This window comes from Collinsella sp. TM05-37 (assembly GCF_003436455.1).
In the GTDB taxonomy this organism is placed as follows: domain Bacteria; phylum Actinomycetota; class Coriobacteriia; order Coriobacteriales; family Coriobacteriaceae; genus Collinsella.
In genome coordinates this window covers 83,706-97,739 of record NZ_QSPN01000003.1, presented here as the reverse complement: position 1 = coordinate 97,739, position 14,034 = coordinate 83,706, and the positions used below count along the sequence as shown (strand labels likewise).

Below are 14,034 nucleotides of genomic sequence, written 5' to 3'. Positions count from 1 at the left end.
TGGTTTTTGGCGCGGATGGGTTAGTTGAGGGCGGCTTGGGCTAGGCGGGCTTCGGCGGCCTCCTCGGTGACGCCCAATGCCACGGCGAACTCCTCGATGGAGCGGCGCTTGGCTTCCTTGAGTACACGCATATAGTAAGAGCTGGGCTTTTTATCGGCTTCCTCGGCCTGGCGAATGCGGTGCATCATGGTCTTTGCCACGCGGACCGTCTCGGGCGCGCCCAGCTTGAGCTGCTGCTTAAAGTGTGTCTCTTCAAGCGAGCTGTTGCGCTCGGTAAAGGTGTCGCACTCCAGCTCGTCATAGTGGCTCAGCAGATGCTCGGCATCTTGCTGAGAGATGGCGGCATGCAGACGGTCGGCCTGCGCCACGGGGTACATAAGGATCGTCTGCGCATGCCCCTGCTTGGCCTCGAGCAACAACATGGGCTGCGGCGTGTCGTCCCTAAAACCGACGACGGTGCAGACTCCCTGACCCGGATGAATGACGTGTTGACCGATTGAGAACATGCTACCTCCAACTTATACGAATTTACGTATGTCTAGAATAACACGCTGACGTGCGCAAATCCTCGCTTTATGCAGGAAAAGCACACAACTCTGATAGGTAAGAGTATTCGATAAAAGACACAGCTCATTCACACCTTTATGCATTTTCAACGCGTGCATAATCTGCAGGCAGACCGGCATCTTTGAGTGACTCCATACAAGCTGTAGTCAATTTTGTGCATATGCAATTTCGATTGGCTTTACCCTGCGACAGTGCCCCTCGCTTGTGATAGAGTACTACAAACTCTGGCTTTTGCCCTACGAGTGACCAAGAGCTCGGGGGCTTTAACACAAGGAGGATCTATGCCCGAGAAGATTGAAGAGCTGGTACGCGCTGCGCTTGCTGCGGCCCAGGAGGCCGGCGACCTTTCCGCATTTGAACTTGACGATTGCGCTATCGAGCGACCGGCTGACACTTCTCATGGCGAGTGGACCTCTACCATGGCCCTGAAGTCCGCCAAGCTGGCCCACTGCGCCCCGCGCAAGATCGCCGAGGCCATCGTTGCCCATATGCCCGAGGATCCCGCGATCGAGAAGGTTGAGATCGCAGGCCCCGGTTTCATCAACTTCTACCTCTCCGTTGCCGTTAAGAATGCCATCTTTGGCGAGGCTCGCGAGAAGGGCATGGACTTCGCTAAGTCCAACGTCGGTGGTGGCCTGAAGACCCAGGTCGAGTTCGTTTCCGCCAACCCCGTCGGCCCCATGCACATCGGCCACGGCCGCTGGGCCGCGCTGGGCGATTCGCTCTGCCGCGTTATGGACCACGCCGGCTATGAGATCCAGCGTGAGTTCTACATCAATGACCACGGCTCTCAGATGAACACCTTCGGCAACTCCATCAGCACGCGCTATATGCAGCTTGCCGACATCATCGCCAAGCAGGGCGTTGATATCGACGAGGCTCACAAGCTGCTGATCGCCGACCGTGACGCCTTTGTTGCCGACGAGAACGACGAGCACCCCGAGACCCATCCGTATCAGGACAACTTTGCCGAGACCTTGGGCAAGGACTCTTACGGCGGCGACTACATCATCGACGAGGCCGCCGAGTTCTGGCGCACCGACGGCGATAAGTGGGTCAACGCCGATCCTCAGGAGCGCATGGAGAGCTTCCGCGAGCGCGGCTATGTAAAGATGGTCGATAACATGCGCGACCTCTGCCACGCCGTCAACTGCGACTTCGATCGTTGGTACTCCGAGCGCTCGCTGTATGTGAAGGACACCGAGGGCGAGACCGCCGGCACCTCCGCCGTCGACCGCGCTTTTGAGAAGCTCGACAAGATGGGCTACCTCTACACCAAGGACGGCGCCCTGTGGTTCCGCTCCACCGATCTGGGCGACGACAAGGACCGCGTCCTGATCAAGTCCGACGGCGAGTACACCTACTTCGCCTCCGACGTCGCCTATCACTGGGATAAGTTCCAGCGCGTCGATCACGTCATCGACATCTGGGGCGCCGACCACCACGGTTACATCGAGCGCGTACGCTGCGTCTGCGACGCTCTGGGTTACCCCGGCAAGTTTGAGGTTCTGCTGGGCCAGCTCGTCAACCTGCTGCGTAACGGCAAGCCCGTCCGTATGTCCAAGCGCAAGGGCACCATGGTGACCCTGCAGGAGCTCGTCGACGAGGTCGGCTCCGATGCCGCTCGCTACACGCTCATCTCCAAGAGCTCCAACCAGATGGTCGACTTCGACATCGAGGCCGTTAAGAAGCGCGACAACTCCAACCCGGTCTATTACGTGCAGTATGCTCACGCCCGCGTGTGCTCCATCCTGCGCCGTGCCGCCGACGTTACCGCCGAGCAGGCCGACGAGATGGGCATGAAGGCCGTTGCCGCCAAGGCCATCGGTGAGAACGTCGATTACTCGCTGCTGACCGACCCGACCGAGCTCGCCCTTTCGCGCAAGCTCAACGAGCTCACCGACCTGATCGCCAGCTGTGCTCGCGATCGCGCTCCGTTCCGTCTGACCCACTTTGCCGAGGAGCTCGCCGGCGACTTCCACAGCTTCTACGCTGCCTGCCAGGTTCTGCCGAGCGAGGGCCGTCCCGTCGACCCCGAGCTTTCGCGCGCCCGTCTGGCAGCTTGCGACGCTGTCCGCGTGACGCTCGCCCTGGTGCTTACCCTCGTTGGCGTTTCCGCGCCCGAGCAGATGTAATCTGCGGGTCATTTGACCGTGTAGGTTTGGTTTAACTGAGCCCTATAAGCCCGATCTCCTACGGAGGTCGGGCTTTTTTCGCAAACGCCGACGTATTGATGAATTTGGAACTGCTGGAAATACGAAACTATGCCAGTTTACTACGATGAATTGAGGAATTCTAACCACGCCGGCGTTTTGCTAAAAAGTGCAAGGCATCTACCTGCGGTTTTAGTTCAACAAGTTTCGGAGTGGTCGCGGTTGAGCGATTCATCGTAGTAAACCGCCATAGTTTTGGCGGAGGCAGTCAGATTTGTGGGTGGCAAACAAAGAGTGTCCCTTTTGACTAGTCGTTTAAGAACGTCCCCAATGACTAAGTTGCAGGTGGCGGCGGTTGTGTTACACTAACGCTGCGTAGTTGACGCAATCATCTCGATACAGATCAATGATGTCCGTCGTTTTGAACGGAACTAGACTGTTTAGCCGCCCTGAAGGTTTATGCAGGGAGCATGTGATCACAGGGCTTGAAAAGAAAGTTGAGCAAACACTGTGTCTGATCAACAGCAAGAAAACGAAATAACGACGACGCAGGCCGCTCCCGCTGCACCGGTTGCGTCGGACCAGGTCGCGGCGCCCGCTCAAGCCTCGGCTCCTGAGACGCCTAAGGCTGCTTCGACGCCTATGCCTGTAGCGGCTGAGAAGGCCGTGCCTGCAACTGGTGAGGAGGCTGCTCCGGCAAAGCCCAAGCGCACGCGCCGCACGGCCAAGCCTGCCGCTGACGGCGAGGAGGTCACCAAGCCAAAGCGCCGTACCACGCGCACGACGCGCGCCAAGCTCACCGTTGCAGCTGACTCCTCGGCGCCGATTTCCGATGAGGTCGCGCAGGCACGTGCGTTGGCGCAGATTAGCGAGGCTCAGGTGGTGCGCGCCCGCCGTCGTGCTGCCGAGCGCGAGGCCGCGGCTCTGACCGAGCTTGCAGCTCCGTCTGTACTCGAGACCCCTGCCGCCACCGAGGTTCCTGCCGCCGACCAGCCGACCGAGAAGCTGGCACCGCGCACACGCCGTCGCACGGCTGCTAAGGCCGAGCAGGTTGCGGAACAGGTAGTCCCCGAGCCCACTGAGACTTCGGTCCGTTCCGCGGCAGGGGAGGGTGCATCGTCTGTTGAGCCCGCTGCGCCTGTCGAGGCCAGCGAAGTTCCCGTTGTCGATCCGGCTTTGCGCCCTCACCGTCGCGGTCGCAAGCCTAAGGCCTTTGTCGAGGCCGAGAAGGCCGCAGCCGCAGCCGCCGCCGCTCGGGATGCTGCGGCGACCGCCAAGTCCTCAACTGCTGCCGATGAACCCGTCCAGGATGCTACGACTTCCGAGGCCGTTTCTGCCGATGCCGAGCCCGCCGACGTCCGTCCCGGTCGCAGGCGTCGCACTGCTGCTAAGCGCACGTCCAAGGCTAAGGCTGCCAAGAAGGGCGCGTCCGAGGATTCCACCGAGACGACCGCCGATGTATCGACTGATGCCGCCGAGCCCCAGGACGTCGAACAGCCTGCATCCGAGAAGCCCAAGCGCGGTCGCAAGAAGTCCGTTAAGGCCAAGGCCGCCGAGCAGCATGCTGATGTCGAAGCGCAGGTTGATTCTGGCGCCGAGGCCAATGACGCCGCTGCGGCCAATGTTGACACCACCGCAACCGATGGTGCCGCCCCCGCCGAGAGCGAAGACGGCGCCCGCCCCAACCGTCGCCAGCACAAGCGCAACGAGGAGCGCAACGAGCGCAAGGACGAGCGCAACAACGACCGTCGCAACCGCCAGCGCGATCGCAAGCAACGCAACAAGGAGCGTAATGCCGCTCCCACCGAGCCTACGCTTTCGCGCGAGGAGCTCGCTGCCATGAAGGTTGCCGAACTTCGCGAGAAGGCCAAGGAGTTCGAGATCGAGACGACCGGCAAGAAGAAGGCCGAGCTCGTCGAGGAAATCTACGTCACCGCTGCGAAGGCCGAGGGCTTCCGCGACATCAAGGGCATTCTGCAGATTCGCCCGGACAGCTCCGGCATCATCCACGCCCATGGCTACATGAAGTCCAACGACGACGCCTTCGTGCCCGCCTACCTCATCCGCTCCGCGCGCCTGCGCACGGGCGACGTCATCGAGGGCTCGCTGCGTCCTTCGCGCGGCGGCGACAAGCGCGCCGGCCTCGCCAAAATCACGACCGTCAACGGTCTGGACCCCGAGCAGATTCGCAACCGTCCCAAGTTCGGCGACCTCACCCCGGTCTATCCCAACGAGCCGCTGCGCATGGAGCACGGCAAGGACTCTATTACCGGTCGCGCCATCGACATCGTGTCACCGATCGGCAAGGGCCAGCGCGGCCTGATCGTGTCCCCGCCCAAGGCCGGCAAGACCACGATCCTCAAGAAGATCTGCCAGTCTATCTCGATTAACAACCCCGAGGTGCACCTCATCTGCCTGCTCGTCGACGAGCGCCCCGAAGAGGTCACCGATATGCAGCGTTCCATCAAGGGTGAGGTTGTGGCGTCGACCTTCGATATGCCTGCCGACAACCACACCCGCGTGGCAGAGCTCGTCATCGAGCGCGCCAAGCGCATCGTAGAGCTGGGTGGCGACGTCGTGGTGGTGCTCGACTCCATCACGCGCCTCGCCCGCGCCTACAACTTGGCGGCGCCTGCCTCGGGCCGCATCCTTTCGGGCGGCGTCGATTCGGCGGCACTGTATCCGCCCAAGCGCTTCCTGGGTGCAGCCCGCAATATCGAGAACGGCGGCTCGCTCACCATCCTGGCCTCTGCCCTCATCGACACCGGTTCCAAGATGGACGAGGTCATTTTCGAGGAGTTCAAGGGCACCGGCAACATGGAGCTTAAGCTCGACCGCGACCTGGCCGACCGCCGCATCTTCCCGGCTATCGACCCCGTTGCCTCCGGTACGCGTAACGAGGACCTGTTGGTCGACGAGCAGATGCGTCCGTTTGTCTTTGGTCTGCGTCGCATTCTTGCCGGCATGAACAATACCGAGCGTGCGGCGGCGTCGTTTATCAAGGGTCTGAAGGGCACCAACACCAACCAGGAGTTCCTGGTGCGTTCGGCCAAAAAACACAGCGACTACGAGCAGACGTTCTAGGTTGTCATCCACGCGCTGCGATAGTCATCAATGCGATAAAGGGTCGGGGCTTTGAGCCTCGGCCCCTTTCCATTGCGCCGCTCCGCGCTTATTTTTGACCGTAAGACCGACGAGCAGCAGGTTTCCCGTTTCAATCCGACATCGTCGCTTGCAATCGGCAGGGCGGTTTCGCATAATAGCTTTTAAGCTTCGCGACGGAAAACGCAGATGAAACGAACCATATACCGTTGCTTTGGGGCATAGCCCCGCTTCATCTTCTCTCGCGCAGCCAACTGAATGATGCGATTTGGGTGCTGGAAGATGGGGAGAGCTCATGGCTTCTTCTGATGCAACACAACGAGCAGTCCTTGCCGGACTTTCCTGCGGGATCGGCCTTGCCGCCCCCGTGGTGATGTATGCCGCGACGCTGCCGTTCTCGTCGGTCAACGAGACGGTTGTCGCGGGCGCTGTTCCCTTTGCCGTCGGTGCGGTGGCGGGCGTGGGCATCTATGCCGCCTCGCTGGGTATCTCCGAGTACCGTGCGCAGCGTGAAGAGCGTCTGTTCCAGCCCGATGCCATGGGCGGTGCCGCCAATCTCAATCAGCATCAAAGCGAGTTCAAGACCGCCTCGATTCCAGCTCAGCAGCAGGATGCGACTCCATATGCTGCCGCTTCTGCTTCTCAGGCTCAGTCGGAGCAGTCTACCTCGGCATTCCTTTCCGGCCTGACTGGTGCGTTCCAGCGCCGTCATGCCGATGATGGTGTCCCTACCATCGCTCGAGCCGCAGATGCCATGGACGAGGCCGAGGCTTGGTCCATGATCGACAGTATGCTCGACGACGATTCGCCGGTGAGCTGCGACCCTGCGCGCTCGCGCGACGTCTATCAAGTCGCCATCGACGAGCTCACCAACGGCGGGCAGACCGGCTCCTTCAATCGCGACGACATCGCCGCCGCGGCACGCGCCGTGTCTGGCTCCCAGGCCGCCCCTGCGGGCAGCACGGCGGCTTTTGTGGCACTCGTTGCCAACGCGGCAGCCAATAACGCCTGCAGCGCCACCTCGGCGGACGTGAACGCTTCTGCCGATAATTCGTACGTTGATGAAGCCATGACCGCGGACGAGGAGGCCGTTGCCGCCCGCCGTGCCGCCGAAAGCTCGCTTTGGGGCGCTCCTGCCCAGCAGCAGGCGGCTGAGGCTGCGCCGTACAACGCAAACCTCGCCAGCATGCCTATCATTTTCGGTGCCGCGGACATCGATCTCGATGACCTCGATGAGCCTGCAGCCATCACCGCATCGATTGATGCCCAAGATCGCATCGACACCGGTGACCTTCCGGATGCCTCGCTCGAGGTTGATGTCCCCATGGCCGATTACTCGGGCCACGAGGACATGTGGGCCGCTGCCACCGCGATTCTGGACGAGATCGACGAGCCTGCTCCTGTTGCAGCTCCCGCTCCCGTCGCTGCCCCTCAGCCTGCTGCACCCGCCTATGTCGGCCGTCACAGCGCTGTGTTCCCCGAGGATACCGCCCGTATCTCGCGCGAGGGCATCGAGCGAGCCGAGGCTATTGCCGCCGGCATTATGGAAAATCGTCGTCACGAGCGCGTCAATCAGATCCTCGAGGAAGAGATCGAGCGCCTGCAGTCCTCTACCGCCAAGCGTACGGGCCGTGCCTATCTGAGCGTTATCGAGGGCGGTACCGCCAGCTTCGCGCCGCTCCGCGCGGAGGCATAACTTCTGCATGGTTAAGATCAATCGAAAATGGGCGGTCGTGACCTGCCTGATGGCGCTCTTGATCTGGGGCAATTCGCTGGTTCCCGGCTCGGGGTCGGGCTCGCTGAGCCTAACGGTCATGGAAGCTATCCGCGATTTCCTGCGCGGCGTGGGACTTCCATATGAATGGGTGACCAACTTTGTTGTTCGCAAATGCGCGCATTTTACCGAGTATATGGTGCTCGGCATCTTGGCAACGCACGCCTTTGATTTTGAGGGCCGGCGCACCTTTGACGTGCTGCTGCCCACGGCGGTGTTCCTGCTGCTGATTCCTTCGATCGACGAGACGATTCAGCTCTTTGTGCCGGGACGCGCCGGCATGATCACCGATGTGATGATCGACTGCTGTGGTGCGGCAACGGGCGTTGTGCTCCGATATCTCTTACGGCCGCTGATGCGCGCCAAAAAAGCCGCCTAGGACGTATTGTTTGGTCCTAGGCGGCCTTTTTTATTTGAGGGCTTATATGAGGTGTGGTGGCGTCGTTCCGTAGGTCGGATTTGCCGGGCGCGCCACGCCCTGTGGGTGCGTCTGCTACTGAAGCGCCTGAGCGCCCAGGGCCAAGCAGCCCATAATGCCCTGTTTGCCCTCGAGGCTGTTGTTGACGATGTAGTTATCGATGTCGGCCATCTCGGGCGTGACGATGTAGCCGTTGAGCATCTCGGCGCACTTCTTGCGCGCGAGCGGCACGATGGGGGTGTGGTCGGCCACGCCGCCACCGATGACGATCTTTTGCGGTGCGTAGCACAGGATGTAGGTCATGAGCGCCTGCGCCAGATAGCCGGCGAGCAGGTCCATGGCCTCCGGGTCATCGGCCATCTCTCCGGCGCTCTTGCCACCCCAGCGCTTTTTGACGCCGGGACCGGCGATGAGGCCCTCGAGGCAGTTGTCGTGGAAGGGGCAGCCGCTGTGCTCGCCGATGGTGTCGCGCGGGTCGCGCGTGACCAGGATGTGACCGGCCTCGGGATGCATCATGCCGTGCACGAGCTTACCGCCCGAGAGCACGCCGGCGCCCACGCCGGTACCGATGGTCAGATACACCACGTCAGTGAGGCCCTGGGCGCAACCAAAGGTGGCCTCGCCCAGGCAGGCGACGTTGACGTCGGTGTCGTAGCCGCAGGGAATATTGAGCTCGTTTTGGATGGTGCCCAGCAGGTCAAAGTAGCGCCATGCCGTTTTGGGCGTCTCCAGGATCTTGCCGTATTGGGACGAGGCAGGGTTGACTGCGGTGGGGCCAAAGGCGCCGATGCCCAGCGCGGCGATGTCCTTGTCGGCAAACCATGCGTTGACGGCCTCAACGGTCTCCTGCGGGGTCGTGGTCGCAATCTGCTCGCGTTCCAGGACCGTGCCGTCTGCATAGCCCGTGGCGCAGACCATCTTGGTGCCGCCGGCCTCGAGCGCTCCGATAAGCTGCTGCTCTGCCATAGTATTCCTCTCTGGACGAGTTGCTCCGTGACTAAAGTATAGCGCTCTAAAAAATGAATGAGGTCGCTATAAAAAGAAACCTCATGGCCCAACGGGTTCACGAGGTTTCTTTAGTGCCTTTAGTTACTGACCGTCCTTACCCGCGCGGGTTGATTTTATCACGTAGCGACTTGAGGTTCTCAAGCGCAGCGTTGAGCGTCTCGTCTCGCTTGGCAAAGTGGAAACGAATCAGATGGTTGACGGGCTCGCGGAAGAAGCTCGAGCCCGGAACGGCGCCCACGCCCACCTTGGAGGCCAAATCCTCACAGAAGTCGAGGTCGCTGTCATAGCCAAACTCCGAGATATCCATCATCACATAGTAGGCGCCCTGCGGCACGTTGTGCTCAAGACCGATGCTATCGAGCCCCTGACAGAATAGGTCGCGCTTGGCGGTGTAGAGGTCGAGGACCTCCTGGTAATAGCTGTCGTCGAATTTGAGGGCGGTGACGACAGCTTCCTGCAGGGGAGCGGCAGCACCCACGGTGAGGAAGTCGTGGACCTTTTTAATGCGCTCGGTGATCTGGGCCGGGGCGATGGTGTAGCCCAGACGCCAGCCGGTGATGGAGTACGTCTTAGACAGCGAACTGCAGCTGATGGTTCGATCGAACATGCCGGGCAGCGTGGCCATATAGACGTGCTCGTGGGGCGCGTAGACGATGTGCTCGTATACCTCGTCGGTAATGCAGTAGGCGTCGTACTTTTTGCAGAGGTCGGCGATTAAGGTGAGCTCCTCGCGCGTAAAGACCTTGCCGCAGGGGTTGGAAGGGTTGCACAGGACGATGGCCTTGGGATCGTTGTCGCGGAAGGCCGCCTCGAGTGTCTCGCGGTCAAAGTCGAACGCAGGTGGGTTAAGCGGCACGTAGATGGGCTCGGCACCCGAGAGGATCGTGTCGGCGCCGTAGTTCTCGTAGAATGGCGAGAAGATGACGACCTTGTCGCCGGGGTTTGTGACCGTCATCATGGCGGCCATCATGGCCTCGGTGGAGCCGCAGGTGACCACGATGTTCTCGTTGGGGTTGATCGGCATGCCCATAAAGTGCTCCTGCTTGGCGGCAAGCGCCTCACGCATGGCCTGGGAGCCCCAGGTGATGGAGTACTGGTGATAGAGCGGCTTGGGGTCGCTGGCGATGGCGCTCAGGCTGTTGAGCAGCTGCGCCGGGGGATCGAAGTCGGGGAAGCCCTGCGACAGGTTGACGGCGCCATACTTATTGGAGATGCGCGTCATGCGGCGGATGACCGAATCGGTAAACGTTGCCGTACGGTTGGAGAGTTCTTTCATGCTTGTCCTTTCGAGCATTTGCAGTGGGGCAAGTTTACTCCTATGAAACCGGTGGGAATTGCTCGAAATGGTCTCGAAAAACTCTTTTCAAAATTCTTGAAAATTGGGGCTTGCATCGCGTGGCGTTCCTTGCAATAATAGTCGAGCGCGAAGCGCACAGGACACGGTGGGTGTAGCTCAGTTGGCTAGAGCGACGGGTTGTGGTCCCGTAGGTCGAGGGTTCGAGTCCCTTTACCCACCCCAGTTCTTGCTTCGTGTTGATATCGGGTCGTTAGCTCAGTTGGTAGAGCAGGGGACTCTTAATCCCAAGGTCCAGGGTTCGACCCCCTGACGGCCCACCACACGATATCTCCTCTAAAGTCCGCTACGACGGACTTTAGCTTTGGGTCGTTAGCTCAGTTGGTAGAGCAGGGGACTCTTAATCCCAAGGTCCAGGGTTCGACCCCCTGACGGCCCACCAAAGAACGCACAGGTCAGCGCTTCGGCGTTGGCCTTTTTTGTTTACCGAGAAGTCGAATCATAACCGTCCGTTACCGTTCACGTTTTACGCCCCCTGCCGTTTATGCGCGGCAGGGGGCGTTTTATGCATTTCGCTGGTGGCGGACCTAGAAAACGCAAATCAGAGCGTCTCGGCGTCCAGACCGGTGCCATTAAAACCGCCGCCCGCGCCGCCGCCCTCGACGATCTGCAGAGCGCGCCCGACCTGCCTGGCGGCCTTCTCGCGCTCCGCGAGGCCCGGTTTGATGTAATGGCGGTAATCTGTCCCCAGGTCCGTATGACCGTGCAGATCCATGATGCTCAGCGGGTCGACCTCGGTCGCCGCCATGATGGTCTCGGACGTGTGGCGCAGGGCCTTAGGAGGGATATACCGCAGGTCATGGCGCACGCACATGCGCCGCCACGCCCGCACGAGATTATCGCCGCGCATATTGACGATGCGCTGTCCGCTCCACTCCCGCACCTGCTCCGTAACCGAAGTGCCGCCCTCGACGGTTATGCTCGGGCGCAGCTCGTCCATGATCTGGTGCAGGCGCTCGCGGCCCGCCAATAAAACCGGCACGGTGCGCACGGAATGGGCGTTCTTGGTCTCCTTCACGCCGTCCTCGTCCGTGTACGCGCGGCAGACCTCGATGTACTCCGACACGGTCGGCTGCCCAGTGGCGAAGTCGTAGGTCGTGGTGACCTTGAGGTCGCACGGGCGCACGGCCAGCGCCTCCTCCTTGCGCAGTCCGCTCAGGCCCAGGATGAGGTAGGCGTTCATGACCAGGTCCGCGCGGTCGTCGCTGGCGGCGAGCCTGCGCAGCGCCTCGGCGGCCTCGGGGATGCTCCACGGCTCCACGGGCGCCTGCTTGGCCTTGGGCGCTATGACGCGGCGGCGGAAGGGCTCCACCGTCACCCATCCGTCATCGAAGGCGCGGCGCATGACGGCGCGGAGTGTCGTCTTGGTCTTGGCCGGCGCGCCCGAGCGCTCGATGCAGCTTCGCATCATATCGTGGGTGATCTCGGAGATGTCGACCGACCCCAGGACGGGGGAGATGTAGTTGTCCATCTGGCCGTCGTACTCGCGTAGGCTCGCCTTTGAGCGCGGCTTGCCGCGGTTGCTGGGCGAGTCGCGGAACACGCCCCAGTAGTACATGTCGAGCGTCACGCCCGCGTGCGCCGCCTGGGACACGCCGAGCTCGCGGGCGAGCTGGGCGATGGCGACGTCGGCCTCGGTCTCGGTGCCGTGGACGGTGCGCGACACGCGCCGCACGTGTCCGTCCGCGCGGAAGCCCGCCTGCACGCGGATCACCCACTTGCCCGGAGCCACCTCGCGCTTCGAGCCGAGTTTTGACCTGGAATTGTCGTTGGTTGCCATATAATGGTCCTGCCTTTCCCTTATTTGCCGGAGGGCATGCCCCGTGCGGATCCGCCAAGATTGCCGCACGGGGCTTTTTTGTTTAGATGCCGAGCCCGCCCTGCTGGGGCTACGCCTCCGCCGCGGCCTTGCACGGACGGCCCGCCCCGGGCTTGGCCGCGATGCGGTACTCGATGGAGTCGCGCGACACCATGCGGGTGTTGCCGACCCTCCAGCTGCTCAGACTCCCGTCGCGGCAGAGCTGCGCCACGCGCGCGGTGCTCACGCCGAGCATCTCGGCGGCCTCGGCTGCGGTTACGGCCGGGATGTCGGACAGCTCGACGCTGGTCGCGACGGTGACGATCGTGCCGCCGTGGGACGGCGCATGGCCAAGCCCGCCGCCCTCGAACTCCGCCCCGCGCTCCAGCGCCGCCAGGGCATGGACGCGCAGCCAGTCGACGGCCATCTCCACGGCCTCCTCGTAGGTATCGCCCTCGGTGGCCCCGGCGAGCCCGCACGGCTCCACGGCGTAGCCGCCCTCGGGGTCGGGGTAGACCTCGAACTCCTGCATGACGATCATGGTGGTCTCCTTTCCTGCGGTGAAGGGGAGGGCGGGGCTAGAGCAGCCCCGCTTCCTTCCTGATTCCCCTCGCGGTCGTCTCCTTTATCTCCCGGTGCCTGGGCACTGTCACCGTCACGTCCCCGCGGCGGAACTTGTCGTGCTTGGTGCCGGTGCCGCTGAGCTTTACGTAGCCCGCTTCGGTCAGCTCCCGCTCGAGGTCCCTCTTCTTAGTCACCGCCTAACTCCTTTCGACAATTAAATATTAGCACAGCTAAGTAATAAAGTATATAAAAGATTAGCGCAATTAAGGATTAAATCAAATCAGCGGCTGGTTTTTCGGAGCCCGAGCCGTTGGAGGTTTTTCGGAAAATCCTAAAGCCCTGCCGCGCCGCGGGTCATAATCGTTATGAACACCACTTACGCTCCTGGAGGTACCCATGGCTCGCTGCAGCGTCGGCGCATATACGTACGAGGACGATTCCTGCGACACGATGATCTACGACGGGCTCACGGGCATTCCGCTGAGCCTTGGGTACGAGCTCGTTTCGCAGGAGCGCGGAGACACCGTGAGGGTCGTCGCCCTTGGAGTGAAGGACGACGCTGCGGGCCCTGTCCCGTTTGCGACGCTCAGGCCGTGCGCATACTCCCTGGCATCCGAATATGACGTGCGCGCCGTGAGGTGCCCGCAGACCGGTCAATGGGTCCTCATCGGATACATGGGCGTCTAGAGGAGCCCTGCGATCTTCCCGCCGACGGCGAGGATACCGGCCACTAGTTCCCCTCCCTTCTTCGCAATCTCCAATCCCTTGATCATGCGGTCGGCCAGCGATGCCTGGTCGCCGCATTTTGCTGCCAATTCCATCTGAACGAGGCAGGCGGCGAGCATGTCCTTGTCTTCCGTGGTGAGCATCCGGTCCGCGGCGACCGTCTCCATCAAGCTGTCGACGGATGCCCTCAGGGAAGATGAGGACGAGGAGCTTGAGCTTGATGTCGCGTTGCTGTCTGCGTGCTGCTCGACTTTCACGTTTGTCCCCGCTGCCGAGGACTTCATCTTCTCAATCTCATAACTCATGCGCCTTTCGTCGGCATACAGCCTAGCCTTCGACTGGAGCCGCCTTATGTCCTCGGCGGCATCCCTTCTCCCGTATGACGAATGACCGGCGACCGACGCGCGAAACATCTTCAGGCCCACGCGGACCTTGGGCACGACCGTTTCTAGCGCAGACTCGATTCTCTTTGCCTCGCTCACGAGATTGTAGGAATCGGGGTCCGCGAGGATCTCCTCGCATTCCGCTATGAGCTCGTCGATTGCGTTATCCATGACTTGCACTCCTAAA

At 61.6% G+C, this 14,034-nt stretch carries 12 protein-coding genes and 3 tRNA genes; 8 read left to right on the top strand and 7 right to left on the bottom strand.

All coding sequences use genetic code 11. The annotated features are described in order from the left end of the window. Nucleotides 1-20 precede the first annotated feature (20 nt). Entirely contained in the window at nucleotides 21-506 is a 486-nt protein-coding gene (locus tag DXD48_RS03115) for a CarD family transcriptional regulator (RefSeq protein WP_089572030.1), read from the bottom strand. A 342-nt stretch (nucleotides 507-848) separates the two neighbouring features. On the opposite strand from DXD48_RS03115, the gene argS reads away from it, so the two are divergent. The 4 genes from argS (at nucleotide 849) to DXD48_RS03095 (ending at nucleotide 7,975) form a co-directional block, all read left to right on the top strand. Continuing rightward, the gene (gene argS, locus DXD48_RS03110) at nucleotides 849-2,702 is read left to right on the top strand and encodes an arginine--tRNA ligase (protein ID WP_117563961.1); all 1,854 of its coding nucleotides are present in this window, start codon (nucleotides 849-851) and stop codon (nucleotides 2,700-2,702) included. A 528-nt stretch (nucleotides 2,703-3,230) separates the two neighbouring features. After that, the gene (gene rho, locus DXD48_RS03105) at nucleotides 3,231-5,804 is read left to right on the top strand and encodes a transcription termination factor Rho (protein ID WP_370446296.1); all 2,574 of its coding nucleotides are present in this window, start codon (nucleotides 3,231-3,233) and stop codon (nucleotides 5,802-5,804) included. Nucleotides 5,805-6,117: 313 nt separating this feature from the next. After that, the gene (locus tag DXD48_RS03100) at nucleotides 6,118-7,518 is read left to right on the top strand and encodes a hypothetical protein (protein WP_055252331.1); all 1,401 of its coding nucleotides are present in this window, start codon (nucleotides 6,118-6,120) and stop codon (nucleotides 7,516-7,518) included. 7 nt (nucleotides 7,519-7,525) lie between these two features. Beyond that, nucleotides 7,526-7,975 carry a VanZ family protein gene (locus DXD48_RS03095; protein ID WP_117563959.1) on the top strand — a complete coding sequence of 150 codons (450 nt, stop codon included), beginning with the start codon at nucleotides 7,526-7,528 and terminating at the stop codon, nucleotides 7,973-7,975. A gap of 114 nt (nucleotides 7,976-8,089) precedes the next feature. On the opposite strand, the gene DXD48_RS03090 is transcribed toward DXD48_RS03095, so the two are convergent. Then, nucleotides 8,090-8,980: an ROK family protein gene (locus DXD48_RS03090; RefSeq protein WP_117563958.1), complete on the bottom strand. Its 891-nt coding sequence runs from the start codon at nucleotides 8,978-8,980 to the stop codon at nucleotides 8,090-8,092. Between the two features lie 136 nt (nucleotides 8,981-9,116). After that, nucleotides 9,117-10,298: a pyridoxal phosphate-dependent aminotransferase gene (locus DXD48_RS03085; protein WP_055252293.1), complete on the bottom strand. Its 1,182-nt coding sequence runs from the start codon at nucleotides 10,296-10,298 to the stop codon at nucleotides 9,117-9,119. Nucleotides 10,299-10,464: 166 nt separating this feature from the next. Here DXD48_RS03085 and DXD48_RS03080 point away from each other — a divergent pair. The 3 genes from DXD48_RS03080 to DXD48_RS03070 all read left to right on the top strand — a co-directional run bounded on the left by DXD48_RS03080 (nucleotide 10,465) and on the right by DXD48_RS03070 (nucleotide 10,758). Next, nucleotides 10,465-10,541: transfer RNA gene (locus DXD48_RS03080), tRNA-His, on the top strand. Between the two features lie 22 nt (nucleotides 10,542-10,563). Continuing rightward, nucleotides 10,564-10,639 (top strand) — tRNA-Lys (locus tag DXD48_RS03075). A 43-nt stretch (nucleotides 10,640-10,682) separates the two neighbouring features. Further along, nucleotides 10,683-10,758: transfer RNA gene (locus DXD48_RS03070), tRNA-Lys, on the top strand. 159 nt (nucleotides 10,759-10,917) lie between these two features. Here DXD48_RS03070 and DXD48_RS03065 read toward each other — a convergent pair. The 3 genes from DXD48_RS03065 to DXD48_RS03055 all read right to left on the bottom strand — a co-directional run bounded on the left by DXD48_RS03065 (nucleotide 10,918) and on the right by DXD48_RS03055 (nucleotide 12,932). Continuing rightward, nucleotides 10,918-12,156 carry a tyrosine-type recombinase/integrase gene (locus DXD48_RS03065; RefSeq protein ID WP_117563957.1) on the bottom strand — a complete coding sequence of 413 codons (1,239 nt, stop codon included), beginning with the start codon at nucleotides 12,154-12,156 and terminating at the stop codon, nucleotides 10,918-10,920. A 109-nt stretch (nucleotides 12,157-12,265) separates the two neighbouring features. Continuing rightward, nucleotides 12,266-12,715: a type II toxin-antitoxin system HicB family antitoxin gene (locus DXD48_RS03060; RefSeq protein ID WP_117563956.1), complete on the bottom strand. Its 450-nt coding sequence runs from the start codon at nucleotides 12,713-12,715 to the stop codon at nucleotides 12,266-12,268. 37 nt (nucleotides 12,716-12,752) lie between these two features. After that, nucleotides 12,753-12,932, bottom strand: a complete 180-nt coding sequence (locus DXD48_RS03055) for a type II toxin-antitoxin system HicA family toxin (protein ID WP_117563955.1) — start codon at nucleotides 12,930-12,932, stop codon at nucleotides 12,753-12,755. Between the two features lie 202 nt (nucleotides 12,933-13,134). Here DXD48_RS03055 and DXD48_RS03050 point away from each other — a divergent pair, with 202 nt between their 5' ends. Beyond that, nucleotides 13,135-13,425 (top strand): hypothetical protein, encoded by a 291-nt coding sequence (locus tag DXD48_RS03050; RefSeq protein ID WP_117563954.1) that lies wholly within the window; start codon nucleotides 13,135-13,137, stop codon nucleotides 13,423-13,425. Here the strand turns inward: DXD48_RS03050 and DXD48_RS03045 are convergent. After that, nucleotides 13,422-14,018, bottom strand: a complete 597-nt coding sequence (locus DXD48_RS03045) for a hypothetical protein (RefSeq protein ID WP_117563953.1) — start codon at nucleotides 14,016-14,018, stop codon at nucleotides 13,422-13,424. The genes DXD48_RS03050 and DXD48_RS03045 overlap by 4 nt on opposite strands. Nucleotides 14,019-14,034: the final 16 nt, after the last annotated feature.